The 25,095-nt window shown below is 63.6% G+C and carries 25 protein-coding genes; 14 read left to right on the top strand and 11 right to left on the bottom strand.

Annotated elements, in window-relative coordinates; translation table 11 throughout:
* Positions 1–43: 43 nt before the first annotated feature.
* Together ACFY9W_RS02715 and ACFY9W_RS02710 are read right to left on the bottom strand one after the other, a co-directional pair.
* Complete coding sequence (locus ACFY9W_RS02715) at positions 44–673, bottom strand: L-threonylcarbamoyladenylate synthase (RefSeq protein ID WP_391125478.1); 630 nt, start codon at positions 671–673, stop codon at positions 44–46.
* Positions 674–686: 13 nt separating this feature from the next.
* A complete protein-coding gene (locus tag ACFY9W_RS02710) occupies positions 687–1,547 on the bottom strand; it encodes a PHP domain-containing protein (RefSeq protein ID WP_284354061.1) in 861 nt (286 codons plus the stop codon).
* Positions 1,548–1,614: 67 nt separating this feature from the next.
* Between ACFY9W_RS02710 and ACFY9W_RS02705 the strand changes: the two genes are divergently transcribed.
* The 5 genes from ACFY9W_RS02705 (at position 1,615) to ACFY9W_RS02685 (ending at position 5,436) form a co-directional block, all read left to right on the top strand.
* Positions 1,615–2,208: a septation protein A gene (locus ACFY9W_RS02705; RefSeq protein ID WP_391125384.1), complete on the top strand. Its 594-nt coding sequence runs from the start codon at positions 1,615–1,617 to the stop codon at positions 2,206–2,208.
* Position 2,209: 1 nt separating this feature from the next.
* The gene (locus tag ACFY9W_RS02700; RefSeq protein ID WP_012273585.1) at positions 2,210–2,509 is read left to right on the top strand and encodes a YciI family protein; all 300 of its coding nucleotides are present in this window, start codon (positions 2,210–2,212) and stop codon (positions 2,507–2,509) included.
* A 205-nt stretch (positions 2,510–2,714) separates the two neighbouring features.
* Complete coding sequence (locus ACFY9W_RS02695) at positions 2,715–3,392, top strand: response regulator (protein WP_391125381.1); 678 nt, start codon at positions 2,715–2,717, stop codon at positions 3,390–3,392.
* A gap of 228 nt (positions 3,393–3,620) precedes the next feature.
* A complete protein-coding gene (locus ACFY9W_RS02690; protein ID WP_391125378.1) occupies positions 3,621–4,037 on the top strand; it encodes a Spy/CpxP family protein refolding chaperone in 417 nt (138 codons plus the stop codon).
* A gap of 64 nt (positions 4,038–4,101) precedes the next feature.
* Positions 4,102–5,436, top strand: coding sequence for an ATP-binding protein (locus ACFY9W_RS02685; protein ID WP_391125375.1), 1,335 nt, complete (start codon positions 4,102–4,104; stop codon positions 5,434–5,436).
* Positions 5,437–5,583: 147 nt separating this feature from the next.
* Here ACFY9W_RS02685 and ACFY9W_RS02680 read toward each other — a convergent pair whose 3' ends face one another.
* Positions 5,584–6,141, bottom strand: a complete 558-nt coding sequence (locus ACFY9W_RS02680; protein WP_391125372.1) for a nitroreductase family protein — start codon at positions 6,139–6,141, stop codon at positions 5,584–5,586.
* A gap of 102 nt (positions 6,142–6,243) precedes the next feature.
* Here ACFY9W_RS02680 and ACFY9W_RS02675 point away from each other — a divergent pair, with 102 nt between their 5' ends.
* Positions 6,244–7,698, top strand: coding sequence for a potassium transporter TrkG (locus ACFY9W_RS02675; protein ID WP_391125369.1), 1,455 nt, complete (start codon positions 6,244–6,246; stop codon positions 7,696–7,698).
* Here ACFY9W_RS02675 and ACFY9W_RS02670 read toward each other — a convergent pair.
* Entirely contained in the window at positions 7,655–8,716 is a 1,062-nt protein-coding gene (locus ACFY9W_RS02670) for an AraC family transcriptional regulator ligand-binding domain-containing protein (protein WP_391125367.1), read from the bottom strand. The genes ACFY9W_RS02675 and ACFY9W_RS02670 overlap by 44 nt on opposite strands.
* A 153-nt stretch (positions 8,717–8,869) precedes the next feature.
* Between ACFY9W_RS02670 and ACFY9W_RS02665 the strand changes: the two genes are divergently transcribed.
* Positions 8,870–9,181 (top strand): Mpo1-like protein, encoded by a 312-nt coding sequence (locus ACFY9W_RS02665; protein WP_391125365.1) that lies wholly within the window; start codon positions 8,870–8,872, stop codon positions 9,179–9,181.
* A 39-nt stretch (positions 9,182–9,220) separates the two neighbouring features.
* Here the strand turns inward: ACFY9W_RS02665 and ACFY9W_RS02660 are convergent, their stop codons facing one another.
* Complete coding sequence (locus ACFY9W_RS02660) at positions 9,221–10,033, bottom strand: metallophosphoesterase family protein (RefSeq protein ID WP_391125362.1); 813 nt, start codon at positions 10,031–10,033, stop codon at positions 9,221–9,223.
* Positions 10,034–10,159: 126 nt separating this feature from the next.
* On the opposite strand from ACFY9W_RS02660, the gene ACFY9W_RS02655 reads away from it, so the two are divergent.
* Together ACFY9W_RS02655 and ACFY9W_RS02650 are read left to right on the top strand one after the other, a co-directional pair.
* A complete protein-coding gene (locus tag ACFY9W_RS02655) occupies positions 10,160–10,927 on the top strand; it encodes a helix-turn-helix domain-containing protein (protein ID WP_391125359.1) in 768 nt (255 codons plus the stop codon).
* A gap of 183 nt (positions 10,928–11,110) precedes the next feature.
* Positions 11,111–12,010, top strand: coding sequence for an EamA family transporter (locus ACFY9W_RS02650; RefSeq protein ID WP_391125356.1), 900 nt, complete (start codon positions 11,111–11,113; stop codon positions 12,008–12,010).
* Here ACFY9W_RS02650 and ACFY9W_RS02645 read toward each other — a convergent pair whose 3' ends face one another.
* A complete protein-coding gene (locus ACFY9W_RS02645) occupies positions 12,011–12,292 on the bottom strand; it encodes a SelT/SelW/SelH family protein (protein ID WP_391125353.1) in 282 nt (93 codons plus the stop codon).
* A 66-nt stretch (positions 12,293–12,358) separates the two neighbouring features.
* Here ACFY9W_RS02645 and ACFY9W_RS02640 point away from each other — a divergent pair, with 66 nt between their 5' ends.
* On the top strand, positions 12,359–14,545 hold the full coding sequence (locus ACFY9W_RS02640) for a patatin-like phospholipase family protein (protein ID WP_391125350.1): 2,187 nt from the start codon (positions 12,359–12,361) through the stop codon (positions 14,543–14,545).
* 114 nt (positions 14,546–14,659) lie between these two features.
* Here the strand turns inward: ACFY9W_RS02640 and ACFY9W_RS02635 are convergent, their stop codons facing one another.
* Both ACFY9W_RS02635 and recQ read right to left on the bottom strand, forming a co-directional pair.
* Positions 14,660–15,097 carry a MarR family transcriptional regulator gene (locus ACFY9W_RS02635; protein ID WP_016711876.1) on the bottom strand — a complete coding sequence of 146 codons (438 nt, stop codon included), beginning with the start codon at positions 15,095–15,097 and terminating at the stop codon, positions 14,660–14,662.
* Between the two features lie 150 nt (positions 15,098–15,247).
* Positions 15,248–17,395, bottom strand: a complete 2,148-nt coding sequence (gene recQ / locus ACFY9W_RS02630) for a DNA helicase RecQ (protein WP_391125347.1) — start codon at positions 17,393–17,395, stop codon at positions 15,248–15,250.
* Between the two features lie 245 nt (positions 17,396–17,640).
* On the opposite strand from recQ, the gene ACFY9W_RS02625 reads away from it, so the two are divergent.
* From ACFY9W_RS02625 to ACFY9W_RS02615, 3 genes are all read left to right on the top strand, one after another.
* Complete coding sequence (locus tag ACFY9W_RS02625; protein WP_391125344.1) at positions 17,641–18,228, top strand: UPF0149 family protein; 588 nt, start codon at positions 17,641–17,643, stop codon at positions 18,226–18,228.
* A gap of 7 nt (positions 18,229–18,235) precedes the next feature.
* Entirely contained in the window at positions 18,236–18,601 is a 366-nt protein-coding gene (locus ACFY9W_RS02620) for a DUF454 family protein (protein ID WP_391125341.1), read from the top strand.
* Positions 18,602–18,912: 311 nt separating this feature from the next.
* Positions 18,913–20,271 (top strand): TolC family outer membrane protein, encoded by a 1,359-nt coding sequence (locus ACFY9W_RS02615; protein ID WP_391125338.1) that lies wholly within the window; start codon positions 18,913–18,915, stop codon positions 20,269–20,271.
* Between the two features lie 169 nt (positions 20,272–20,440).
* Here ACFY9W_RS02615 and ACFY9W_RS02610 read toward each other — a convergent pair whose 3' ends face one another.
* From ACFY9W_RS02610 to ACFY9W_RS02600, 3 genes are all read right to left on the bottom strand, one after another.
* Positions 20,441–21,040, bottom strand: a complete 600-nt coding sequence (locus ACFY9W_RS02610) for a DTW domain-containing protein (protein WP_391125335.1) — start codon at positions 21,038–21,040, stop codon at positions 20,441–20,443.
* Positions 21,041–21,204: 164 nt separating this feature from the next.
* A complete protein-coding gene (locus ACFY9W_RS02605; protein ID WP_391125332.1) occupies positions 21,205–22,770 on the bottom strand; it encodes a methyl-accepting chemotaxis protein in 1,566 nt (521 codons plus the stop codon).
* A gap of 136 nt (positions 22,771–22,906) precedes the next feature.
* Positions 22,907–23,800 carry a LysR substrate-binding domain-containing protein gene (locus ACFY9W_RS02600; RefSeq protein WP_391125329.1) on the bottom strand — a complete coding sequence of 298 codons (894 nt, stop codon included), beginning with the start codon at positions 23,798–23,800 and terminating at the stop codon, positions 22,907–22,909.
* Between the two features lie 223 nt (positions 23,801–24,023).
* Between ACFY9W_RS02600 and speB the strand changes: the two genes are divergently transcribed.
* Positions 24,024–24,974 carry an agmatinase gene (gene speB, locus ACFY9W_RS02595; RefSeq protein ID WP_003254586.1) on the top strand — a complete coding sequence of 317 codons (951 nt, stop codon included), beginning with the start codon at positions 24,024–24,026 and terminating at the stop codon, positions 24,972–24,974.
* Positions 24,975–25,095: the final 121 nt, after the last annotated feature.

Genomic DNA, 25,095 nt, shown 5'->3' with positions numbered 1-25,095 from the left:
GAGTCCACTTGTTCAGCCGGCGCCTCGGGCGTTTCTACCTGACTCACGCGTTGACCATGAACGGCGTGGGGTCGCCGCAGCCTGCGCGGATCAGTTCCGGCTCGTCACCCGACAGGTCGATGATGGTCGACGCCTTGAGGTCGCCGAAACCGCCATCGATCACCAGGTCGACGTGATGCTCCAGGCGCTCACGGATCTCGTAGGGGTCAGTCATCGGCTCGCTGTCGCCCGGCAGAATCAGGCTCACGCTCATCAGCGGTTCGCCCAGCTCGGCCAGCAAAGCCAGGGTGATGGCATGGTCCGGCACACGCAGCCCGATGGTGCGGCGCTTGTCATGCAACAGCAGGCGCGGCACTTCACGTGTGCCGTTGAGGATGAACGTATAGGGCCCCGGCACATGCGCCTTGAGCAGGCGGAAGGTGCCGGTGTCGACCTTGGCGTACAACCCCAGCTGCGACATGTCACAGCACATCAAGGTGAAGTTGTGCGTCTTGTCCAGCCCGCGCAGGCGCCGCACCCGTTCGATGGCCGTCTTGTCACCCATCTGGCAACCCAGCGCGTAGGCCGAATCCGTCGGATACACCACCACCCCGCCCTTGCGGATGATCTCGACGGCCTGCTTTATCAGGCGCGCCTGTGGGTTCTCCGGATGAATCTGGAAAAATTGGCTCACGTAGTCGTCCTGTTCATAGCGCCAAAGGCTGTTCATGGCTGAATCGACGCCACAGAGGTGGCAGGTCCTCGGGCAAAGGCCGGTAGGCACCGATCTCGCCCCAGGTGCCGGGGCCGTGGAAGTCACTGCCAGCGCTTGCCAACAGGCCGAACTCACGGGTAAGGATGGACATCGTGCCCACCTGCTCGGCCGGCATCATTCCGTTAACCACTTCAAGTGCCTGCCCGCCTGCCTGAATATAGTCGGCAATCAGCCGTCTGCGCTTGCTGCGGGTCAGGTCGTAGTGCATGGGATGCGCCAGGCTTACCCACGCTTTGGACTGGCGCAGGGTGGCGACGGTTTCGTCGAGGGTCGGCCAGTGCTGCTTGACGTCGCCCAGCTTGCCGGCGCCCAGCCACTTGCGAAACGCCTCGCCGCGGTCCTTGACGTGCCCGGCACGCACCAGGTACTCGGCAAAATGCGGGCGCGCCGGGGCGTTGCCGCTGTCGCCCAGTTCGTGCTGTACGGCACGGGCACCTTCGAGCGTGCCGGGCATGCCCTTGGCTGCCAGCCGTTTGTCGATTTCTTCGGCGCGCAGCCAGCGCCCACGGTGCAGCGCCTCGATGGCCGCCAGCAAAGGTGGTGCGTCGAGCGGGAAGTCATAGCCCAGTACGTGGATGGTCGCGCCACCCCAGGTGCATGACATTTCCACCCCGCTAACCCAGCGCATGCCCCGTTCAATGCAGGCCTGGCGCGCTTCAGGCAGGCCTTCGATGGTGTCGTGGTCGGTCAGGGCCAGCGTTTGCACCCCGTGCTCATGGGCCCGGGCAACCAGTACCGAAGGCGACAGGGCGCCGTCGGAGGCCGTGCTGTGACAGTGCAGATCAACATTCATGGAGGAGCGCTTTCGCTGGAATCGATGTTTGTTATTATGCCGTCACATCCCGATTCTGGCTGCCATTGTGAAACAATTCATCGATTTCATCCCGCTGCTGCTGTTCTTCATCGTCTACAAGCTGGACCCGCGCCCCCTGGAGGTCGCCGGCCACAGCTTCGAATTCGGCGGCATCTACAGCGCCACGGCCATGCTGATCATCAGCTCGCTGGTGGTGTACGGCGCGCTGTTCCTGCGCCAGCGCAAGCTGGAAAAGGGCCAGTGGCTGACCCTGGTAGCCTGCCTGGTGTTCGGCGGCCTGACGCTGACGTTCCATAGCGAAACCTTCCTGAAGTGGAAGGCACCGGTGGTGAACTGGCTGTTCGCCCTGGGTTTTGCCGGCAGCCACTTCATTGGGGACCGGGTGCTGATCAAGCGCATCATGGGCCATGCCCTGAGCCTGCCCGATGCCATCTGGGCACGCCTGAACGTTGCCTGGATCGCCTTCTTCCTGTTCTGCGGCGCGGCCAACCTGTTCGTCGCCTTCACCTTCCAGGACTTCTGGGTGGACTTCAAGGTGTTCGGCAGCCTGGGCATGACCGTGATCTTCCTGGTGGCGCAAGGCGTGTACCTGTCGCGCCACCTGCACGACGACCCTTCTACCTCCAAACCCAAGGATTGACATGCTCTACGCCATCATCGCCAGCGACGTCGCAAACTCCCTGGAAAAACGCCTGGCTGCCCGCCCGGCGCACATCGAACGCCTGCAACAGCTGAAGGCCGAAGGCCGCGTGGTACTGGCCGGCCCACACCCGGCCATCGACAGCAACGACCCGGGCGAAGCGGGTTTCAGCGGTAGCCTGATCGTTGCCGAGTTCGAATCGTTGGCTGCGGCGCAAGCCTGGGCTGATGCCGACCCGTACATTGCTGCGGGCGTTTACGACAAAGTCGTGGTCAAGCCGTTCAAGCAAGTGCTGCCTTGATCTGAGACCGCGTCGCCTGCTTCGCGGGCTTGCCCGCTCCCACAGGTACAGCACAAGCCTCGGATTCTGTGCGCTCCCTGTGGGAGCGGGCAAGCCCGCGAAGAAGGCGACCCGGTACCAGCAGTTATACGGTTGCCATCAGTCTGCGGTATCTTTGCCACTGGCGGGCCGAATAGCCGCCGTCATTGGTTGAATTGAGTGAGTCATGAGCGAGCTGTTACTGATTGATGATGACCAGGAGCTGTGCGAGCTGCTCGGCAGCTGGCTGACACAGGAAGGGTTCACCGTACGTGCCTGCCACGATGGCCAGAGCGCACGCCAGGCCCTGGCCGAGCACGCCCCGTCGGCGGTGGTACTGGACGTGATGCTGCCCGATGGCAGTGGCCTGGAACTGCTCAAGCAATTGCGCAGCGAGCATGCCGAACTGCCGGTGTTGATGCTCTCTGCCCGTGGCGAACCACTGGACCGCATCCTCGGCCTGGAGCTGGGCGCCGACGACTACCTGGCCAAACCCTGCGACCCGCGTGAGCTCACCGCCCGCCTGCGCGCCGTACTGCGCCGCAGCCACCCCGCCGCCGCCACCAGCCAGGTGGAACTGGGCGACCTGGTGTACAGCCCTGCCCGTGGCGTGGCCAGCATCGATGGCCGTGAAATGACTCTGACCTTGTCCGAGAGCCGCATTCTCGAAGCGCTGCTGCGCCAGCCTGGCGAGCCGCTGGACAAGCAGGAACTGGCGCAGATCGGCCTGGGCCGCAAGCTGACCCTGTACGACCGCAGCCTGGACATGCATGTGAGTAACCTGCGCAAGAAGATCGGCCCGCATGCCGATGGCCGGCCACGCATCGTGGCGCTGCGCAGCCGTGGCTATTACTACTGCCTCTGACATCGCCGGGGCCGCTTCGCAGCCCATCGCCGGCAAGCCAGCTCCCACAGGACTGTGCAAGCCTTAGGCCCTTTGATAACCCTGTGGGAGCTGGCTTGCCGGCGATGGGGCGCGCAGCGGCCCTGGTTCATCTTTACCGAGCCTTTACCATCCCCTGACTGCGCTTGACGGTGATCTCCCTAGACTGTGCTCATCCGGTAACCACCGGCCTATGAAAGGAGAGACACCATGCGCAAGACCCTTATCGCCCTGATGTTCGCCGCCGCCCTGCCGACCGTGGCCATGGCCATGCCTGACGGCGGCCCGCGTCACGACGGCCCGCATCATCGCGGTGATGCGCCTTTCCACCAACTGGACCTGAGCCGCGACCAGCGCCAGCAGATCGGCAAGCTGATGGGCGAGCAGATGCAGCAGCGCCGCGACATCACCGAGCGCTACCTGTCCAAGCTGCCGGCCGCCGACCAGAAAGCCATGAAGGACGAACTGCAAGCCAGCCGTACCAAGACCGACACCGCAGTGCGCAACCTGCTCAAGCCTGAGCAGCAGAAGAAGTTCGACGAACTGCAAAAAGAGCGCGCTGCCAAACAAGCCGAGTGGCAGGAGTTCCAGGCCTGGAAAGCTGAAAAAGGCAACAAGGCCCAGTAAGCTGTCCGCCCAACGCCCGGCCCGCATCACTGCGGGCCGGGCTTTTCCCGTTTAGGAGGTCCACTTGCGTTCACTGTTCTGGCGCATCCTGGCCAGCTTCTGGCTGGCCATTACCTTGGTCGCAGGCCTGTCGATCCTGTTGGGCCACATGCTCAACCAGGACGCCTGGATCCTCAGCCGCCACCCGGGCCTGAATACCCTGGCCAGCAAGTGGGCCAAGCATTACGAGCAGGAAGGCCTGGATTCGGCACAGCATTTCCTGGAGCGGCGCAAGGACCGTTACAAGATCGACGTGCAAGTGCTCGACGACAGTGGCGAGGCCGTGGTGCCGGGCACCTTCCCGCGCCGTGCGGCAGCCTTCGAGGCACGCCAGCACAATGACCAGCGGCGCCTGCCGTGGCGCAGGCTGACCGAGGAGTACACCAGCCCTGACACGGGCGATACCTACCTGTTGATCTACCGCATACCGCACCCTGCACTGGATGCCTGGCACCGCGAAAGCCTGATGTGGCCGCTCAGTGCATTGGGCATTGCACTGGTGGTGCTGACCTTGTTCAGCCTGCTGGTGACCCTGTCCATTACCCGCCCGCTAAGCCGCCTGCGTAGCGCCGTGCATGACCTGGGCCAGAGCACCTACCAGCAGAACAGCCTGGCACGGCTGGCCGCGCGGCGCGACGAGTTTGGCGTGCTGGCCAAGGACTTCAACAAGATGGGCGCACGCCTGCAAAGCACCATCGGCAGCCAGCGCCAGTTGCTGCGCGATGTGTCCCATGAGCTGCGCTCGCCGCTGGCCAGGCTGCGTATCGCACTGGCCCTGGCCGAGCGGGCCGGGCCCGAGCAGCGGGAAACCCTGTGGCCGCGCCTGACCCGCGAATGTGACCGCCTGGAAGACCTGATCAGCGAAATTCTGGCCCTGGCCCGGGTGGATGCGGAACAGGCCCATGCCGAACCCGTCGACCTCAACGCCCTGCTAGGCAGCGTGCGCAAGGACGCCTTGCTCAGCGCGCCCGACCAGGATGTGCGCCTTGAAGCGCAGTCCGGGTTGACCTTGCAGGGTTGGCCAACGCTGATCGAGCGTGCCGTGGACAACCTGCTGCGCAACGCCTTGCGCTTCAATCCCGTCGGGCAGCCGGTAGAAGTGAGTGCATCGCGTGAGCAGGACCGCATAGTGATAAGCGTGCGTGACCATGGACCGGGGGCGGCGCCGGAGCATCTGGCGCAGTTGGGTGAGCCGTTCTTCCGCGCGCCGGGGCAGGAAGCGCCGGGGCATGGGCTGGGGCTGGCGATTGCGCGCAAGGCGGCGGAGCGCCATGGCGGGAGCCTGATTCTGGACAATCATCCACAGGGTGGGTTTGTGGCCAGGCTGGAGTTGCCTGTAGCTGAGGCTGCTGGCAGTTGAAGTGATGTCAAGGCCACAGGCCCTTTCGCGGGCACGCCCGCTCCCACAGGTACCGTGCAAAGCCTGAAATGTGCACAGTACCTGTGGGAGCGGGCGTGCCCGCGAAAGGGCCAGGGGCCTTGATACAACAATCAATCCAAGGCGGCGTTACTCGCCCCAACCACTCACGAAGTCAGCCGTTTCCAGAATCGGCGCCGTACGCGGCTCGTTCAGCGGCGTGCCGACATACAGGTACCCGATCAACTCCTCGTTCTCGGCCAGCCCCAAGCCCTTGTGCACATGGGCATCGAACGCCATGTCCCCGGTACGCCACACCGCACCGATACCTTGCGCGTGCGCGGCAATCAGGATGCCATGCGCCGCACAGCCCGCCGCCAGGCGCTGTTCGGACTTCGGCACCTTGAAGTGGTCTTGCAGCCTGGCGATAACAACGATCAGCAAGGGCGCCCGCAACGGCATGGCACGTGCCTTGTCCAGCGCTGCCTGGCTGGCATCGCCCTTCTTGTCCACGGCTTCGGCAAACAACTCGCCCAGTTTCTCAAGGCCCTGGCCCTCGATGGTCAGGAAGCGCCATGGCCGCAGCTGGCCATGATCCGGGGCGCGCAATGCGGCCTGAAACAGCGCCTCGCGCTGGGCGGCATTGGGCGCCGGGCCGGTCAGGCGTGGCACGGAAACACGGTTGAGCAATGCGTCGAGAGCCTCCATCGGCTACCCTCCTGGCAGGTGAATGTGCGGCCATTCTAGCGTTTACATCACCAGACCCATAGGTAGAATGGCGCCCTTCCGTTTCGAGTCAGAGCAGATCACATGGCGTTGCCGACCTTAAGGATCATTGGTTTCATCATCGGCATCTTCCTGATTACCCTCGCCGTCAGCATGGCCGTGCCCATGGCGACGCTGGTGATCTTCCAGCGCACCGGCGACATGCCGTCATTCCTCTGGTCGAGCCTGATCACCTTTATCGCCGGCCTGGCCCTGGTGGTACAGGGGCGCCCCGAGCATGTGCACCTGCGCCCGCGCGACATGTACCTGCTGACGGTCAGCAGTTGGCTGGTGGTGTGCGTGTTTGCCGCCCTGCCGTTCCTGCTGACCCAGCACATCAGTTACACCGACGCGTTCTTCGAAAGCATGTCGGGCATCACCGCCACCGGCGCCACCGTGCTCAGCGGGCTCGACAGCATGTCGCCGGGCATTCTCATGTGGCGCTCGATGCTGCACTGGCTCGGCGGTATCGGCTTCATCGCCATGGCGGTGGCGATCCTGCCGTTGCTGCGCATCGGTGGCATGCGCCTGTTCCAGACCGAGTCGTCCGACCGTTCAGAGAAGGTCATGCCGCGCTCGCACATGGTCGCCAAGTCGATCGTGGGGGTGTACGTCGGCTTCTCGATCCTTGGCTCGCTGGCCTTCTGGTGGGCCGGCATGAGCCCGTTCGATGCGATCAACCACGCCATGTCGGCAATCTCGACCGGCGGCTTCTCCACCTCTGACCAGTCGTTGGCGAAGTGGGATATCCCGGCCGTGCACTGGGTTGCAGTGGTGGTCATGATCATGGGCAGCCTGCCGTTCACCCTTTACGTAGCGACCTTGCGCGGCAACCGCAAGGCACTGATCCGCGACCAGCAGGTGCAGGGCTTGCTGGGCATGTTGCTGGTTACCTGGCTGGTGCTGGGCACCTGGTACTGGTACAGCACCAACCTGCACTGGCTCGATGCCCTGCGGCATGTGGCACTCAACGTAACCTCGGTGGTCACCACCACCGGTTTCGCCCTGGGCGACTACAGCCTGTGGGGCAACTTCTCGTTGATGCTGTTCTTCTACCTGGGCTTCGTTGGCGGCTGCTCCGGTTCGACGGCAGGCGGTATCAAGATTTTCCGCTTCCAGGTGGCCTACATCCTGCTCAAGGCCAGCCTTAACCAGTTGATTCACCCGCGAGCGGTGATCAAACAGAAATACAACGGCCACCGCCTCGACGAAGACATCGTGCGTTCGATTCTTACGTTCTCGTTCTTCTTCGCCATCACCATCTGCGTCATGGCCCTGCTGTTGTCGTTGCTGGGCGTGGACTGGATGACCGCATTGACCGGTGCTGCCGGCACGGTGTCGGGCGTGGGCCCAGGCCTGGGCGAAGTGATTGGCCCGTCGGGCAACTATGCCACGCTGCCAGACGCGGCCAAGTGGATCCTGGCAGCCGGGATGCTGCTCGGCCGCCTGGAAATCATCACGGTGCTGGTGCTGTGTATGCCGGCGTTCTGGCGTCACTGACCCCTTCGGTTCCCGCGCCGATGCGGGCACGGTACTCGCTGGGCGTGGAATCGAACCAGCGACGGAAGGCCCGGAAGAAGTTGCTGGGGTCGGCGAAGCCCAGCAGGTAGGCCGTCTCCAACAGGGTCATGCCGGGCTGGGCCAGGTACTGCTCCGCCAGCTCGCGACGGGTGTCGTCGAGCAAGGTCTGGAAGCTGGTGCCCTCCTCCTGCAGGCGCCGCTGCAAGGTCCGCTGCGACAAATGCAGGGCCTGGGCCAGGGTTTCGCGCTTGGGCTCACCCTGCGGCAGGATGCGGCACAACACCTGGCGCACACGGTGGGTCACCCGGCTTTCGGAAAAGCGTGCCAGGTACTCCCCGGCAAAACGGTCGTGCAGCACTGCCATGGCCTCGTTGGCGGTCGGCAGCGGCGCCTCCATGTCGGCCCGTTCGAACACCAGCGCATCATGCGGCGCGCCGAACACCAAGGGTGAATGGAACGCGACCTTGTACGGCTCGATGTCCTTTGGCTGCGGCCCCTGCACCAGCACCCGACGCGGTTGCACCGGCCGCCCGCTGAGCCATTTGCACAGCGCCAGTGCGCAGGCCAGCGATGCTTCGGCACTGTGCCGGGTTGGCGGCAGATGGTCGCCGTGCACGGTCAGGATCAGGGAATAGCCCTCGGGGCCAAGGATAAAGCTGAGGTCGGAGCTTTCCGCGATGATCCGCTGGAAACGCACCAGGCGCTCGAAGCCCTCGGCCAAGGTGCGGCTGGACATCAGCGCGTAGCCCACCACATGGAACGACGCCGGGCGTACCACGCGCGCCATGTTCAGGCCTATGGCCTCATTGCCCGACAATTCGACCGCCAGCTGCCAGAGCCGGGTCATGGAGTCTTGCGTGAAGCGTGCGTCAGGGTCGTCGAGGGCAGCAAAATCCAGCCCCAGCTGCTTGAACATGGCCCGGCAGTCCAGCCCTTCCAGTTCGAGTGCCTTCACAATCCCTGATGCCCAACTGGCTGACGTGGTTCTTTCGCTCATGACAGGCTTCTTTTATCGACCGCTCCTGCGGTGAACCCCAAGGATACTCATTTGGCGCCTATTGTCACTGATAGGCTCCGTGAGTCACTCTAGACTCGAATCAGGCTCCACGCCGTGCATCTCGTCCAGAAGTATTAATCCCGGAGCACTGCCATGAACCGCACAGCGCAGTTTCGCAGTTTTGCCGAGTTCTATCCGTACTACCTGGGGGAGCACAGCAACCCCACCTGCCGCCGCCTGCACTTTGTCGGCACCAGCCTGGTGATTGCGCTGCTGGCCTATACCATTGGCAGTGGCAAGTGGTTGCTGTTGCTGGCCGTGCCGCTGTTCGGCTACGGCTTCGCCTGGGTCGGGCATTTCTTTTTCGAGAAAAACCGACCGGCGACCTTCACCTACCCGCTGTACAGCCTGGCCGGGGATTTCGTGATGTTCAGGGATATCCTGCTGGGTAAAGTCAGGCTGTAGGCGCAGCCTTGCACCGCGATAGGGGCTACAGCGCAGCCCCTATGCCGGTTCCCGCATGGCAGCCGCATCCTGCGCTTCACGCGCCTGCGCCTCTGCCAGCCGGTACAGCTCGATGCTGCCATCCCAATGCTCGATCAACGCCGTGCACGACTCCACCCAATCGCCGCAATTGAGGTAGTCCACCTCCCCTACCTTGCGGATCTCGGCATGGTGGATATGCCCGCACACCACTCCATGAAAGCCACGCCGGGTACATTCGTGGGCAATGGCATCCTCAAAGTCACTGATGAAGTTCACTGCCCCCTTGACCTTGTGCTTCAGGTACGCCGACAGCGACCAGTAGCCATAGCCGTAACGCGCCCGCCAGTGGTTGAGCCAGCGGTTCAGCACCAAGGTGAACTCATAGGCGCGGTCACCCAGAAACGCCAGCCAGCGGTGGTAACGGGTAATCACATCGAACTGGTCACCATGGATCACCAGCAGGCGTCGGCCATCGGCGGTCAAGTGCTCGGCCTCATCCACCAGCTGGATGTTGCCCAGGATCAGCCTGGAATAACGGCGCAGGAATTCGTCATGGTTTCCTGTGACGTAAATCACCTCGGTACCGCGCTTGCTCATGGTCAGCAGCCGGCGAATCACGTTGGTGTGGGCTTGCGGCCAGTAGATCCCGCCGCGCAGCTTCCAGCCATCGATGATGTCGCCTACCAGGTACACGCGGTCGGCCTGGTAGCCCTTGAGAAACTGCGAAAGGTGTTCGGCCTGACAGTCACGGGTACCCAGGTGTACATCGGAGATCCACAGGGTACGCACGCGTTGCTTGCGCGAGGGACGGGACAGTTCGGCATGGGTCATGGGCAGGCTCCGGCGCAGTTTGCTGGAGACTGGCAGGCGTAGGTGACAGCGCCGTGGCAGAACGGTGACGAGTGATGGTGTGCAGCGAATGAGGCACAATGGGCTTCTGCCCTGCGAGGACTCCCCATGACCGCCGGCCCGATCCTTTCGCTGCGTCATTACCGCGACAGCCTGATTGCCCACAGCCACGAACACCCGCAACTGGTGTTCGGCCTGCGCGGCCGCCTGGAGTTCGAGGTGCAAGGGCAAGGCGCCGGCATTGATCGGCAGGGGCTGGTCGTGGTGCCGGCGGGTGCGCATCACACCTGCGCCAGCGATGGCGGCAGCCATTGCCTGGTGCTCGATGTGCCTGGGGAACAATGGTTGCACGAGCAGTTGGGCGAGCACGCCGATGCCAGCCGCCGCCTGCTCGACCGCCCCGCCGCGCTGGGCCTGGACCACCGCCAACAGCAGTTGGTGGATTGGCTGGCCGCCAGCCCCATGGATGACCCGCTGATTGCACGGCAGGGCGCAGCGCTGCTGCTGGCCAGCCTCAATCCCACTGCGGCAGCCAGCGTTACTGCCAGCCGCCGCCTGCCCTATTCCGCCTTCGATGCGCATATCGAGCAACAGGCTGCCTACCCGCTGCAAGTGGCCGATCTGGCGCGGCTGGCCGGACTTTCCAGTGCCCGGTTGCATGCGCGCTTCATCGCAGAGTGCGGGATGACGCCGATGGACTACATTCGCCAGCGGCGCTTGCTCAAGGCGCGGCGGCTGGTGACCCAGACCTTGTTGCCGATGGGTGAGATTGCCGCGCAGGTGGGGTACAGCTCGCAGAGTGCGTTTTCGGCGGCGATGTTGCGGGCGTTTGGCTGTACGCCGTTGGCCTTGCGGCGAGAGCCTGGCGACAACTGACAGCAGTCTTGCGACAGAATGTATTTGCCTGCGCCCTTACACTTTGCCTGTGCCGGCCCTTTCGCGGGCTTGCCCGCTCCCACAGGTAACGCACCGCTTTCACGACTTGTGCAGTACCTGTGGGAGCGGGCAAGCCCGCGAACAGGCCGGCAAAGCCAATAAAGATCTTGAGCAAGGACCACCATGAACCACCGCACCGCCCTCGGCGCCCTGCACATTGGCGCGCTGTTCTTCGGCCTGACCGGCGTATTCGGCAAACTGGCCGCCAGCGCCAGCCCGGCAATCATCGTGTTCGGCCGCGCCGCCTTCGCCGTACTGGCCCTGGCCCTGTTCGCCAGCGTTGCCGGCCCGGGCTGGCAACGCCTGAACGGTCAGGACATCCGCCGCCTGCTGCTCGGCGGGGTACTGCTGGCCGGCCACTGGGTCAGTTTCTTCATCGCCGTCAAGGTCGGCGGCGTGGCCATCGCCACCCTCGGCTTCGCCAGCTTCCCTGCCTTCACCGTCATCCTCGAAGGCCTGCTGTTCCGCGAACGCATCCGCCGCAACGAGGCCGTGCTGGTACTGCTGGTCAGCATCGGCCTGATACTGGTCACGCCAGCCTTCGACCTGGCCAGCGAGGCCACCGGCGGCCTGCTGTGGGCACTGCTTTCGGGGCTGCTGTTCTCGCTGCTGTCACTCACCAACCGCGCCGGTTCCGGGCGCTTGCCTGCGGTACAGGCAGCACTGTGGCAGAACCTGGTGGTAGGCCTGTGCCTGCTGCCGTTCGCAGCCCCGGGCCTGGCCGGCGTAGCCAGCAAGGACTGGCTGTGGATTGCCCTGCTCGGCATCTTCTGCACCGGTGTGGCGCACAGCCTTTTTGTGGCCAGCCTGGCCGTGATCAAGGCGCGCACCGCCGCGGTGGTATTCGGCATGGAGCCGGTCTACGGCATTGCCGTAGCCTGGGTGGTGTTTGCCGAAACGCCCACCCTGCGCATGCTGCTGGGGGGTGCGCTGATCATCTTCGCCATCGTGCTGTCCAGCCGCCTGGCCGCCGAGCAGCCGCCCAAGCAGCCACCCAAGCAGCCACTGGCCGAGGGTGCCTGATCAGCGATCGTTGTGGCCAAGGTCGCGCTGCGGGTCGATCTGGTCGCGCACCCGCTGCTTCAGCACCTTGGCCTCGGGGAAACCGCCGTCGGCCTTGCGCTCCCAGATCTGCACGCCATTGCAGCTGATGCGGAAAATACCGCCAGTGCCCGGCTCCAGGGCTACCCGGCCAAGGTCGTCGCCGAAGGTGCTGAGCAGTTCCTGGGCCAGCCAGGCGGCACGCAGCAGCCATTGGCACTGGGTGCAATAGGTGATGACGATTTCCGGTTTGCTGTCGGCCATGTGAAGCATCTCCAGGTAAGGGGCCGCTTATACTAGCGGTCTTTAGCCCACGGTTTGAGACTCACGATGCGCCGTTTGCTGTTCTGTTTGCTGCTCACCCTCACCTGCCTCACAGCAGCCGCCGCCGAACCGCTCAGGCCCAAGGTCGGCCTGGTACTGTCTGGTGGCGCCGCCCGTGGCCTGGCCCACATCGGGGTGCTCAAGGCGCTGGAGGAACAGGGCGTGCGCATTGACGCCATTGCCGGCACCAGCATGGGGGCGGTGATCGGCGGGTTGTACGCCTCAGGCTACAGCGTCGCAGAGCTGGAAAAGCTTGCCACTACCCTGGACTGGCAACAGGCGCTGTCTGACGCCCCGCCGCGCAAGGACGTACCGTTCCGGCGCAAACAGGATGACCGCGATTTCCTGGTCAAGCAGAAGCTCAGCTTTCGCGATGACGGCAGCCTGGGCCTGCCGCTGGGGGTAATCCAGGGCCAGAACCTGGCGCTGCTGCTGGAAAGCAAGTTGGCGCACACCGCCGACACCCGTGACTTCGACAAGCTGCCCATTCCCTTCCGCGCAGTGGCTACCGATATTGCCAGTGGCGAAAAAGTGGTGTTCCGCCGCGGCCACCTGCCCCAGGTAATCCGCGCCAGCATGTCGATCCCCGCCGTATTCGCCCCGGTCGAGCTGGATGGCCGCCTGCTGGTGGACGGCGGCATGGTCGACAACATCCCGCTCGACGTGGCGCGGGAAATGGGTGTGGACCTGGCCATCGTGGTCGACATCGGCACCCCGCTGCGTGACCGCAAGCAACTGGCCACGGTGGTCGACGTGCTCAACCAGTCGATCACCCTGATGACCCGCCACAACTCGGAAGAACAACTGGCCAGCCTGCACCGCGACGACATCCTCATCCAGCCGCCGCTCACCGCATTTGGCGTGACCGATTTCGGCCGCGCCCGGGACATGATCGACGCGGGCTACCGCGCCACCCGCCTGCTCGACCCACGCCTGGCTACCCTGCGCCAGCCCGAGGGCGACAGCGACCTGGCCGCGGCCCGGTCACCACGCCAGCGCACGCCAGTGATTACCGCGATCCGGATCGAGAACGACTCCAAGGTCAGTGATGACGTGATCCGATCGTACATTCGCCAGCCGCTGGATGCGCCGCTGGAACTCGACCGCTTGCAGACCGACATGGGCACCCTGTACGGCCTGGACTACTTCGACCGGGTGCAATACCGCGTGGTGCACAAGGGCGACGACAATACCCTGGTCATCAACGCCCGCGGCCGACGCGGCGGCACCGACTACCTGCGCCTGGGCCTGAACCTGTCGGACGACCTGCGCGGCGACAGCGCCTTCAACCTGGGCGCAAGCTACCGGGTCAACGGCATCAACAGCCTGGGTGCCGAATGGCTGACCCGTGGCCAGATTGGCGACCAGCAAGAACTGTACAGCGAGTTCTACCAACCGCTGGATGTAGGCTCACGTTACTTCATTGCGCCATACCTGGACTTTGGCTCGCAGAACATCGAAGCCACTCTGGACAACGACCCCGTTGCCGAATACCGCCTGGAGCGCTACGGCTTTGGCCTGAATGTGGGGCGGCAGATCGGCACCAACGGTGAAGTGCGCCTGGGCGTGGGCAAGGCCTGGGGCGAGGCCGAGGTACGCATTGGCGACCAGGACCTGCCCAAGGTCAGCTTCAACGAAGGCTTTTATGAACTGAAGTACTCGTTCGACACCCTCGACAACGTGTATTTCCCGCACAGCGGTGAGGACATTGGCCTGACCTTGCGCAAGTACGACAAGTCGCTGGACTCCGACCAGGATTACCGGCAGTGGCTGTTCAACCTGGACAAGGCCATCAGCAGCGGGCCGAACACCTTCGTGCTAGGTGGGCGCTACGGGCGCACGCTGGATGACACCGAAGTGGTGACGTCGAGTTTCGTGATGGGCGGAGCGCGGGAGCTGTCGGGCTTTCGCCAGGACTCGGTATCGGGGCAGAACGTGAGCCTGATGCGGGTGGTCTACTACCGCCGCCTGACGCCACGGGCCTATGTGCCGCTGGATTTCCCGCTGTACATCGGTGGCTCGCTTGAGCGCGGGCGGGCATGGAACAACGACAACGAGTTCGACAGCGGGTACATCAATGCGGCGAGCATCTTCCTGGGGCTGGAGACGCCACTGGGGCCGCTGAACTTCACCTATGGCGCCAACAGTGCGCATGAGCAGGCGGTGTACCTGAACCTGGGGCATACCTTCTGAATAATGGGGCCGCTTTGCGGCCCTTCGCGGGCTTGCCCGCTCCCACAGGGGGCTGCGATTCTCCTGTGGGAGCGGGCAAGCCCGCGAAGGGCTGCAAAGCAGCCCCAATGGCCCTCAGGACTTTTCCAGGTTGGCCAGGATCTTCGCATGCACCCGCATACACACCTGCAAGTCTGCTTCGTCCACCCCGGTAAACAGCTCCACCCGCAGCTGATTGGCGATGGTTTCGATCTGGTCGATCAGCGGCTTGGCCGGCGGGCACAGCACGATCTTCTTCGCCCGCCGATCCTCCAGCACCGCCTGCCGACGCACCAACCCTTGCGCCTCCAGGCTGTCGAGCAGGCGCGCCAGGGTCGGGCCTTCCACACCCACGCTCTGGGCCAGCTCGCGCTGGGTCGGGGCCTCTTCAAAACGGGCCAGGTGCAACAACACCAGCCAGCGCGCCTGGGACAGGTTGAGCCCGGCCAGGCGGCGGTCCAGTTCGGCACGCCAACCCCGGGACATCTGGGCCAGCTGCATGCCGAAGCGGTGTTGATTGTCGGTCAGGGGCATAAGCAACTCATCGAATAGATCTAATTATTAGGCAGCTAACCATGGCCCGCCCCATGAGGCAAGGCTCGCGCGCGCCTCATTGTTCGATAATCGTCAAAAAGGATGACAAAGGTCAGCAGATGGCGGTTCTGCCTTCGATCCGGTCGCCCCTTACAACTCGAACTCGGCGGCCAGTGCCGCACGCACGCAATACAGTACCCCTTCCGGCACTCGCGCCCCGAACAGTGGTGCTATCGCCGATACCGGCGGCAACTCGCCCTCGCCATCAAGGAAGGCATCCTGCACTTCCATCAGCAGGTCTTCCGGCAGGTCCAGGGCCTGGTCCAGGCTCAGCTCCTGGCGGCCGAGGGCCTCGGCCAGCAGGCTGTACACGTTTTTCTCGCTGCAGTTGAGCTGCCCGGCGATCTGCGCCGGGGTCATGCCGGCGCGTGCCAGACTGACCAGTTCGTGGCGCAAGTCGAGCACCACTTTCGGCGCATCTTCCGTGCCACCACTGTTGTTCAGCACTTCAAGGAACGCCTGGCCATAGCGCTCCAGCTTGCGCGCACCCACACCGCTGACCTGGGCCATGTCGCTGAGGCTGACCGGCTGGCTGCGCAGCATTTCCAGCAGCGTCGAATCGGGGAAGATGACATAGGGCGGCACGCTGTGCTCCTCTGCCAACTTGCGCCGCAAGGTACGCAGCGCTTCCCACAGTTCGCGCTCTTCGGCACGCACCAACTGGCTGGCCGGGCTGCCGCCACTGGACGACGAGGCCTTGGCCGTGGTCTGCGGCTTGAGGTCACGCCGCAGTTGCAACGTCACCTCGCCGCGCAGCAGCGGCCGGCAGCTGTCGGACAGGCGCAGGCCGCCGTAGCCTTCCAGGTCGATATCGACCAGGCCTCGCGCCACCAGCTGGCGGAACAGTGAACGCCATTCGACCTCGGCCAAGCCCTTGCCGACGCCGAATACCGACAGCTTCTCGTGGCCGAAATTGCGCACTTTTTCGGTGTCTTTGCCCAGCAGCACATCGACCAGATGGCCGACGCCATAGCGCTGGCCCGTGCGGAACACCGCCGACAGCGCCTGGCGGGCCGGCTCGGTGGCGTCCCAGGTCTGGATGTTGTCGACACAGTTGTCGCAATGCCCGCATGGCTGTTCGAGGGTTTCGTCGAAATAGGCCAGCAGCGACTGGCGGCGGCAGCGGGTTTCTTCGCACAGCGCCAGCATGGCGTCGAGCTTGTGCTGCTCGATGCGCTTGTGGCGCTCGTCACCTTCGGAGTTCTGCAGCATCTGCTTGAGCATCACCATGTCCTGCAGGCCGTAGGCCATCCAGGCATCGGAGGGCAGGCCGTCACGGCCGGCACGGCCGGTTTCCTGGTAATAGGCCTCAAGCGATTTGGGCAGGTCGAGGTGGGCAACGAAGCGCACGTTGGGCTTGTCGATGCCCATGCCAAAGGCAATGGTGGCGACCATGATCAGCCCTTCCTCGTTGAGGAAGCGGTGCTGGTTGGCAGACCGCGTCTCAGCGGCCAGGCCGGCGTGATACGGCAGGGCCGGGAAGCCCTGGTCACACAGGAAGGCGGCAGTTTCGTCGACCTTCTTGCGCGACAGGCAGTAAACGATACCGGCGTTGCCGCGGCGCTCGCCAAGGAAGGCCATCAGCTGCTTGCGCGGCGCTTCCTTGGGCACGATGCGGTAGAAGATATTGGGCCGGTCGAAGCTCGACAGGAAGCGCTCGGCGCCTTGCAGGTGCAGGCGCTGGACGATTTCTTCGCGGGTACGCATGTCGGCGGTGGCGGTGAGCGCGATGCGCGGCACATGCGGGAACAGCTCGGCCAGCTGGCCCAGTTGCAGGTATTCAGGGCGGAAGTCGTGGCCCCATTGCGAAACGCAGTGAGCTTCATCAATGGCGAACAGCGAGATGTCCAGATCGCGCAGGAAATCGAGCATGCGCGGCTGCATCAGGCGCTCCGGGGCCAGGTACAGCATCTTCACTTCGCCCCGGCGCAGGCGCCCGGCCAGCTCCCGCTGCTGCTCCGCCGTCAGCGTGGAGTTGAGCGCGGCGGCCGGCACACCCAGTTCGTCCAGCGTGGCCACCTGGTCATCCATCAGCGCGATCAGCGGCGAGACCACCACTGTAAGGCCCGGGCGCAACAGCCCCGGCACCTGGAAGCACAACGACTTGCCGCCACCGGTGGGCATCAGCACCAGGGCATCGCCGCCATTGGCCACGCATTCGATGATTGCCGCCTGGCGCCCACGGAAACTGTCGTAGCCGAAGATATCCTTGAGAACGCGCTGAGCCTGTTCGAGCATGTGCAACTCCACAAATCGCCGTACCATCCTGGAAGCAGGCTGGACGAAAAACCCGCCCCGCACACGCCAAAAGCGTAAGCGGTTTTTGCCAGGCAGCCGGCAAGACCCGCCCCTGGATGAAAAACCGCGGAGTATACCGCAGCACCGCCCTGCGCAGTGGACCATGGCGATAGACGTTCCCTTACCCTGCTGCCGCTGCAAGGTGCTAGAATTCGTTATCGTTTATTCCCCAAGGTAGCCCTGTAATGTCCTTCGCCGAGCAACTGACCCGCCTGCAAGCCTTCCTCGACGCCGACGAGCTGCACGAAGAAGCGCTGGACTACGTCGCCGCCCACGGCTACCTCACCGCCCTGTCGATCAACGCCGAAGAAGTGCCCGAGCGCGAATGGATCGACGCCCTGTTCGCCGAAGAGCCGCACTACGCCAGCGAGGCCCAGCGCACCGAGATCGAAGCCACCCTGGTAGCGTTGAAAGCGCACATTGCCCGTCAGCTGGCCAGCGATGAAGAATTCGACCTGCCATGCGACCTCGACCTGACCGACGAGCCGGACGATTCCGACCTGCGCGGCTGGTGCATCGGCTTCATGGAAGGCGTGTTCCTGCGTGAAGAGGCCTGGTTCGAGAACGCTGAAGAAGAAGTCAGCGAGATGCTGCTGCCGATCATGGTTGGCTCGGGCCTGTTCGACGAACAGCCAGAGTTCGCCGACATCGCCAGCAACGCCAACCTGCAGGACGACATGATCGTACAGATCCCTGAGGCGTTGAGCGCACTGTTCCTGCTGCTGCACGCGCCTGACGAAAAGCCGGCACTGCTCAAGCCACGCCACCACTAAGTCTCCTGTGCGCTACCTGCTGCTGGCCATAGGCTGGCTCAGCGTCGCGCTGGGGGTGTTGGGGATATTCCTCCCGGTATTGCCCACCACCCCTTTCCTGCTTCTGGCGGCAGCCTGCTTTGCCCGCAGCTCGCCGCGCTTTCACCACTGGCTGGTTCATCACCCCAAGCTCGGGCCATGGATCCGCGACTACCTCAGTGGTGAGGGCATCCCCCTCAAGGGCAAGGTCTACGCCATCGGCCTGATGTGGGCCAGCATCGGATTATCGTGCTATCTGGTACCCCTGTTCTGGGCGCGCGCGTTCATGTTGACCAGCGCCGTGCTGGTGAGCCTGTATATCGTCAGGCAAAAAACCCTGCGCACACCAAGGTGACATTTTTTTGTCGCCAAATATCACTTTCGCCTAACTGAAATTTTCTTTATCTGAAATTGTTCTGGAACCGCGCTAAAGCCCCGTAGAATCTGGCTTTCGTGGCTTTGAGCGCAATCATGCCCTGCACTTCTTGTCAGCGCTATTAGACAATATCGGTCTTATATGGCAATTTGATATGAATAAATCTTCTTGCATATCGCGTTGAATGTACTTAGCTGTGTTGTTAAAAACCTGCAACACTATACGCGATATCTTTATCGTCATTTTTTTGGCGAGCAGCAGGATCAATTCCAGGATCAGGGAGATGTACCATGCGCGTTTTGAACCCCATCACCAGTGCATTACTGTTGGCCCTGGCGAGTGCCAACGTACAGGCGATGTCGATCACCGAGGCCGTCCAGAGCGCCGTGGACTACCACCCGCAAGTAAGCTCCAACCGCAACAGCAAGCTGTCGGCCGATGAGGACGTCAAATTTGCGCGTGGTGGCTACTACCCTTCCGTGGACTTGGTCGCAGGCTATGGTCGCCAGCGTTCGGACAACGCCACCACCCGTGCCGAAGGTAACCATAACAAGGAAACCCTCAACTACACGCAATCCGAGCTGCGCCTGCGGCAGATGATCTTCGACGGTTTCAACACGTCGAATGAAGTGGGCCGTACCGAGGCAGTCTCCACCTCCCGCGCCTACTACACCCAGGCAGTTGCCCAGGATGTCGCCCTGCGTGCAGTGGAGGTGTACCTGGAAGTGCTCAAGCGCCGCGAGCTGGTGACCCTGGCCAAGAACAACCTGCAAGCCCACCTGCGCGTCAACGACCAGATCGGCCTGCGTAACGAGCGCGGCGTCGGCAGCACCGCCGACCTTGACCAGTCCCGCGCACGTCGCGCCCTGGCAGAAAACAACCTGGATACCGCCGAAGTCGACCTGGCCGATGCCGAGGCCAACTTCTTCAGCGTGATCGGCCGTGCCCCGGACGAGCTGGAAAGCCCGCAGACCATCAAGGGCGAGGTACCTGAAACCCTCGACGGCGCACGCGACAGCATGCGTCAGAACAACCCCTACATCAAATCTGCCCAGGCTGACGTCAACGCCGCCGAGCAGCAGTACGAAGTGGGCAAGTCGACCTTCTACCCGCGCTTCGACGCCATTCTGGCAACCGGTGCCAACAACAACACCGGCGGCGAGAAAGGCCACAACAACAACGACTGGCAAGCTGGCGTGGAGATGAACTACAACCTGTTCCGCGGCGGCAGCGACAAGGCCCGCCTGCAATCCGACGCGCACAAGATCAACCAGGCCCTGGACATCCGCAACAACGCCCTGCGCGAGTTGACCGAGAACCTGAGCCTGGCGTGGAACGCCATGAACAACGCCAGCAAGCAGCTGCCGACTGCGCGTGAATACGCCGAGACCACCAAGCGCGTGCGAGCCGCCTACCAGGACCAGTTCGGCCTGGGTCAGCGTACCCTGCTGGACGTGCTCGACAGTGAAAACGAGCTGTACAACGCCGACCGCCGCTACACCGAAGTGCGTTATACCGAGGAGTTCTCGCGCTACCGCGTGTTGGCGACCATGGGTGAGTTGCTGACCAAGCAGCATATTTCGCTGCCGCCAGAGGCGCTGGCCACTACCGAGGTGCGTACCGAGGCGCGTTTGCCCGAGATGCGTTGATCGGCTTTGAGATAGCCGGGGCCGCCTTGCGGCCCATCGCGACACAAGGCCGCTCCCACAGGGATCGCGCAGGCTTCAAATTTTGAGCAAGACAGTTGTTCCCACAAGGGATCGCGGTTTTCTGTGGGAGCGGCCTTGCGTCGCGATGGGCTGCGCAGCGCCCCTGCCCTCAATCGGTGCCATGGTTACGCTGGAACGTCTCCTCGCCCATGGCCCTGATCTGCCCTTCGATCAACGCCTCGAACGGTGCCAGCAGCGCATCGAAGCTAACCGGCTGCTCCAGCGCATTCAACGCCCCCACCACCGCCTCGATCGTCGACAGTGCCCCCGCTTCCGGCGCTTTGCGCAGCCGGTAACGTGAAGGCGTGACAGCCCCCAGAGTCACCCTCGGCAACCCCTCCAGCAACGGGTTCATGTACAGCAGCTTGCGCGCCTTGCGCCAGGTACCGTCGGGCACGATCAACAGGAGGGGTTTGTCTTCGGTTTCGCCATACGCCGAGACCACCTGGGCGTCGTCCCCCGGGAACAGCAGCGCGGGGCGGTAACCGGGCGTAGCCAACAACTCACTCAAGTCCTCGAACACCTCTGCAATGCGCAACTCGGCATTGTTCAAGCCGAGGGCAGCCAGGCGCGCAGTATTCAGGGCATGGGCGGTTTCACTGGGGTGCTGCAGCAGGATGACGCGGGTGCGGCTGTCGAGTGCGGGAATCAGTGGGCAAAGGCAATGGTCGAGCGGGCGCTGACAGCGCTCGCAGCGGGGTCTGGGCATGGGGGTCTCCTTGGCGGGGACATTTTGCCACAGAACCTGGGCCCGCTTTGCGGGCCATTCGCCGGCAAGCCAGCTCCCACAGGTTTTGCACAAGGCTCAGGCCTGCGATGAACCTGTGGGAGCTGGCTTGCCTGCGAATGGGCCGCAAGGCGGCCCCGGCAATTTCAGCGGTTGAAGCGCTCCGCCAGGCTATGCAGGTACTCGGCCATGCGCTCAAGGTCCTGGCTGATCTCCGCCCCTTGCCTGGCCTGCCCGGCACTCTGGTCACACAACTGGGCAATCCGCACGATCTGTTGGTTGATGTCCTCGGCCACATGGCTCTGCTGCTCCGACGCCGTGGCCATCTGCTGGCTCATGCCAGTGATACGGCTGACCGCCTGGGCTATGCCGCTCAACGCCGCCTGCACGGCCTCGACGCTGTGCACGCTGTCCCGCGAGATCTGCTCGCCCCGGCTGGCAGTGCTCACCGCTCGCTCGGCACCTGCACGCAGTGAGGCAATGATGTGGTGAATCTCATCGGTCGAAGCACGGGTGCGCTGGGCCAGCGAACGTACTTCATCCGCCACCACGGCAAACCCGCGCCCCTGCTCGCCGGCGCGCGCCGCCTCGATGGCTGCGTTCAGTGCCAACAGGTTGGTCTGCTCGGCAATCGAGGTGATCACATCGACCACGCTGCCAATCGACTGGGTTTGCTCGGCCAATGCATTGACCGCCTGGCCGATGTCATTGACCGCATCACTCATGCTACCCATGGCCTTGAGGCTTTGCAGCGCCAGCTCGCTGCCCTGTTGCGCCAGCTGGTCGGCATCACCCGCCGCATGTGCCGTACTCTGCACGTTGTGGGTGACTTGCTGGATGGTCGCCGCCATCTGCGCGATGGCCGTGGCGGACTGGTCGGTCTCGCTGCGCTGGCGGTCGAGCATTTGCGCTTGCGCATCCGACAGATCGGATGACTGCGCCGCCCGCGACTTCACCCCCACGCCTGCATCCACCAAACGGGTCAAAGCCGTTTGCAGCCGTGCTTCCTCACTGATGATGGCCAGGTCGAGCTGGCCCTGCAGCCCGGGGTTGTCGCTGTAGGTCAGCGCCACCAGCGGGCTGGTGAAGGCCTTGGGGTGCTCGGCCAGCGTACGGCGGATGGCCTGGTTCTGCCGGTGCTCGACCAGGTACCAGGCCAGCAGCAGGCTGGCCATCAGCACCCCAAGCGCTGCATAGGGTGGCAGCCACAGGTAGCCCGCCGCAGACAGCAAGCCCGCGCCAATCAGCGGCCAGCCATGCCCCAGGCCATGCCCAAGCCGCGCCGCCCAGGGCACCGCCGCATGGCCGGCCCGCAGCCGTGCATACAATGCCTCGGCACGGCGGATCTGTTCACGCGTGGGCACCGAACGTACCGACTCATAGCCACTGATGCGGCCCTGCTCGTAAATCGCCGTGACATAGGCGCTGACCCAATAGTAGTCGCCGTTCTTGGCCCTGTTCTTGACCACCCCCATCCACGGCTTGCCCTGCTTGATGGTTTCCCACATATGCCCGAACACCGCCGGTGGCATATCCGGGTGGCGCACCAGGTTGTGGGGTTGTCCGACCAGCTCGTCGTAGGTAAAGCCGCTGATCGCCACGAAGGCGTCGTTGCAGTAGGTGATGCGGCTGTTCAGGTCCGTGGTGGAAATCAGGCGTTGATCGCTGGAAAAGGTTCTTTCGTGCTCAGTGACGGGCAAATTCATGCGCATCTTGGGCGATCCTTGCAGGATGAATGGGGGAAAAATCATCAGCGCAAGTTGATATGTAGCAGAGCGCTATCAGGTTAGCGGCCACCCCATGCAGGAAATTAGAGCCTCCCGACGAAATACATGAACAACGTGTTTATCAACCCACGTTGAGCTGGCTTTTCAGCAGGTCGCGGAAGGTCTGGATCAGCGGCTCGCGGGTGCGCCCACGGCGAATGATCAGCGAGAACGGTGCCTGGTAGCCAAAGGTCGACGGCGACAGCACCCGCAAGTCGCCCTTGTCGACCCAGGCCTGCGCGTAGTGCTCGGGCAGATAGCCGATATAAGCGCCGGAAAGGATCAGGATCAACTGCGCCTCCATACTCTCCACTGTCGCCGCACTGTGCTTGAAACCATGCCGGGCCAGCTCGGCCTGGCTCCAGTAGCCACGCCCGACCATGCGTTGCTGGGTCACCACCTGCTCGGGGATGCGCCGCTCGGTGTACAGCGGGTGGCGGCTGCTGCAGTACAGCCAGTGCTGTTCACGGTACAACGGCTGGTAGAGCAGGCCGCTCATGCGCGAGGAGAACGCACCAATGGCCAAGTCCAGGCGGTTGTCCTGCACGCCCAGTTGCAGCTCGTACGGGCTGGACACCGACAGGTGCAGGTGCACCGCCGGATGCTCCTGGCTGTAGGCGCCGATGGCTTCGGCCAGCGGCAAGGCCCGGTCACCGACCGTGGAGTCGATCACCCCAAGGTTGAGGGTGCCACGCAGCTCACCCTTGAGGGCAGCGGCGTACTGCTCGAAGCCATCCAGTTCAGCCAGCAGGCGCAGGGTTTCCTGATGGAACAGCTCGCCCTTGCTGGTCAGGCTGAAACCGCCACGCCCACGGTGGCACAGCACGATGCCCAGTGCGCTTTCCAACTGGCTCATGTAGGTGCTGATGGCCGAAGTCGACAGGTTCAGGTCACGCTGCGCGTTGGCGAAGCCCTGGTGGCGCACCACGCTGACAAAGATGCGCAGCAGTTTCAGGTCGGGCAAGGTCGAGGCCATGGTGCAACGGTTCCGCAACAGTATTAGCGCGCAGTCTAACCGCTGCGGCCAGCTTTAGTTCAGAAATTCCTGAACTAAGTTTTTGTCGGTAGCGATTCTTCCCCGGCACTACCTTGAGCAGACTGGCCGAAATGTCCCTGCCCGCCGGCAACTCCCCTGTGGAAGGCGCGCGGCGGCACAGGTTCGAACAAACAGAACAATCGACCGACTGATGAGGCCCACCGTGGACAAGACTCTCCACCAACCACTGGGCGGCAACGAAATGCCGCGTTTCGGCGGCATCGCCACCATGCTCCGTCTCCCCCACCTGCAAAGCGCCGAAGGCCTGGATGCCGCCTTTATTGGCGTGCCACTGGACATCGGCACCTCGCTGCGCTCCGGCACCCGCTTCGGGCCACGGCAGATCCGCGCCGAGTCGGTGATGATCCGCCCTTACAACATGGCCACCGGGGCTGCGCCGTTCGACTCGCTGTCGGTGGCCGACATCGGTGACGTGGCAATCAACACCTTCAACCTGCTCGACGCCGTGCGCATCATCGAAGAAGCCTACGATGAAATCGTCGAGCACAATGTCATCCCGATGACCCTGGGCGGCGACCACACCATCACCCTGCCGATCCTGCGTGCGCTGCACAAGAAGCACGGCAAGATCGGCCTGGTGCACATCGATGCCCACGCCGACGTCAACGACCACATGTTCGGCGAGAAGATCGCCCACGGCACCACCTTCCGCCGTGCCGTGGAAGAAGGCCTGCTCGATTGCGACCGCGTGGTGCAGATCGGCCTGCGCGCCCAGGGCTACACCGCCGACGACTTCAACTGGAGCCGCCGCCAGGGCTTTCGCGTAGTCCAGGCCGAAGAGTGCTGGCACAAGTCGCTGGAACCACTGATGGCTGAAGTACGGGAAAAGGTCGGCGGCGGCCCGGTGTACCTGTCGTTCGACATCGACGGCATCGACCCGGCCTGGGCCCCTGGCACCGGTACCCCGGAAATCGGCGGCTTGACCACCATCCAGGCGATGGAGATCATTCGCGGCTGCCACGGCCTGGACCTGATCGGCTGTGACCTTGTCGAAGTCTCCCCGCCTTACGACACCACCGGCAACACGTCGCTGCTCGGTGCCAACCTGCTGTTCGAGATGCTCTGCGTACTACCGGGCGTGGTGCGTCGTTAACACCGCTACACCCCGGCAGGAGCCATGAGGGAGGGCCACAGAGGCCCGCCAACAACACGACAAGACCGCCGGGCGCCGAAAACGCGCCCGCGTGGTCGATCTCGCCATAATAAAGATAATC

Source organism: Pseudomonas sp. NPDC008258 (genome assembly GCF_042956345.1).
Lineage (GTDB): Bacteria > Pseudomonadota > Gammaproteobacteria > Pseudomonadales > Pseudomonadaceae > Aquipseudomonas.
The sequence above is the reverse complement of the archived record's forward strand: the minus strand, read 5'-3'. Positions and strand labels throughout refer to the sequence as shown.

Bases quoted from the DNA above. Each gene is read 5' to 3' on its own strand.
- ACFY9W_RS02660 (WP_391125362.1), bottom strand. From the start codon at position 10,033: ATGACCCATGCCGAACTGTCCCGTCCCTCGCGCAAGCAACGCGTGCGT.
- ACFY9W_RS02680 (WP_391125372.1), bottom strand. From the start codon at position 6,141: ATGGAGGCTCTCGACGCATTGCTCAACCGTGTTTCCGTGCCACGCCTG.
- ACFY9W_RS02625 (WP_391125344.1), top strand. From the start codon at position 17,641: ATGTCCTTCGCCGAGCAACTGACCCGCCTGCAAGCCTTCCTCGACGCC.
- ACFY9W_RS02710 (WP_284354061.1), bottom strand. From the start codon at position 1,547: ATGAATGTTGATCTGCACTGTCACAGCACGGCCTCCGACGGCGCCCTG.
- recQ (WP_391125347.1), bottom strand. From the start codon at position 17,395: ATGCTCGAACAGGCTCAGCGCGTTCTCAAGGATATCTTCGGCTACGAC.
- ACFY9W_RS02635 (WP_016711876.1), bottom strand. From the start codon at position 15,097: ATGCCCCTGACCGACAATCAACACCGCTTCGGCATGCAGCTGGCCCAG.
- ACFY9W_RS02645 (WP_391125353.1), bottom strand. From the start codon at position 12,292: ATGGCCGACAGCAAACCGGAAATCGTCATCACCTATTGCACCCAGTGC.
- ACFY9W_RS02670 (WP_391125367.1), bottom strand. From the start codon at position 8,716: ATGAGCGAAAGAACCACGTCAGCCAGTTGGGCATCAGGGATTGTGAAG.
- ACFY9W_RS02600 (WP_391125329.1), bottom strand. From the start codon at position 23,800: ATGGCCTCGACCTTGCCCGACCTGAAACTGCTGCGCATCTTTGTCAGC.
- ACFY9W_RS02650 (WP_391125356.1), top strand. From the start codon at position 11,111: ATGAACCACCGCACCGCCCTCGGCGCCCTGCACATTGGCGCGCTGTTC.
- ACFY9W_RS02700 (WP_012273585.1), top strand. From the start codon at position 2,210: ATGCTCTACGCCATCATCGCCAGCGACGTCGCAAACTCCCTGGAAAAA.
- ACFY9W_RS02695 (WP_391125381.1), top strand. From the start codon at position 2,715: ATGAGCGAGCTGTTACTGATTGATGATGACCAGGAGCTGTGCGAGCTG.
- ACFY9W_RS02615 (WP_391125338.1), top strand. From the start codon at position 18,913: ATGCGCGTTTTGAACCCCATCACCAGTGCATTACTGTTGGCCCTGGCG.
- ACFY9W_RS02655 (WP_391125359.1), top strand. From the start codon at position 10,160: ATGACCGCCGGCCCGATCCTTTCGCTGCGTCATTACCGCGACAGCCTG.
- ACFY9W_RS02665 (WP_391125365.1), top strand. From the start codon at position 8,870: ATGAACCGCACAGCGCAGTTTCGCAGTTTTGCCGAGTTCTATCCGTAC.
- ACFY9W_RS02690 (WP_391125378.1), top strand. From the start codon at position 3,621: ATGCGCAAGACCCTTATCGCCCTGATGTTCGCCGCCGCCCTGCCGACC.
- ACFY9W_RS02610 (WP_391125335.1), bottom strand. From the start codon at position 21,040: ATGCCCAGACCCCGCTGCGAGCGCTGTCAGCGCCCGCTCGACCATTGC.
- ACFY9W_RS02605 (WP_391125332.1), bottom strand. From the start codon at position 22,770: ATGCGCATGAATTTGCCCGTCACTGAGCACGAAAGAACCTTTTCCAGC.
- ACFY9W_RS02675 (WP_391125369.1), top strand. From the start codon at position 6,244: ATGGCGTTGCCGACCTTAAGGATCATTGGTTTCATCATCGGCATCTTC.
- ACFY9W_RS02640 (WP_391125350.1), top strand. From the start codon at position 12,359: ATGCGCCGTTTGCTGTTCTGTTTGCTGCTCACCCTCACCTGCCTCACA.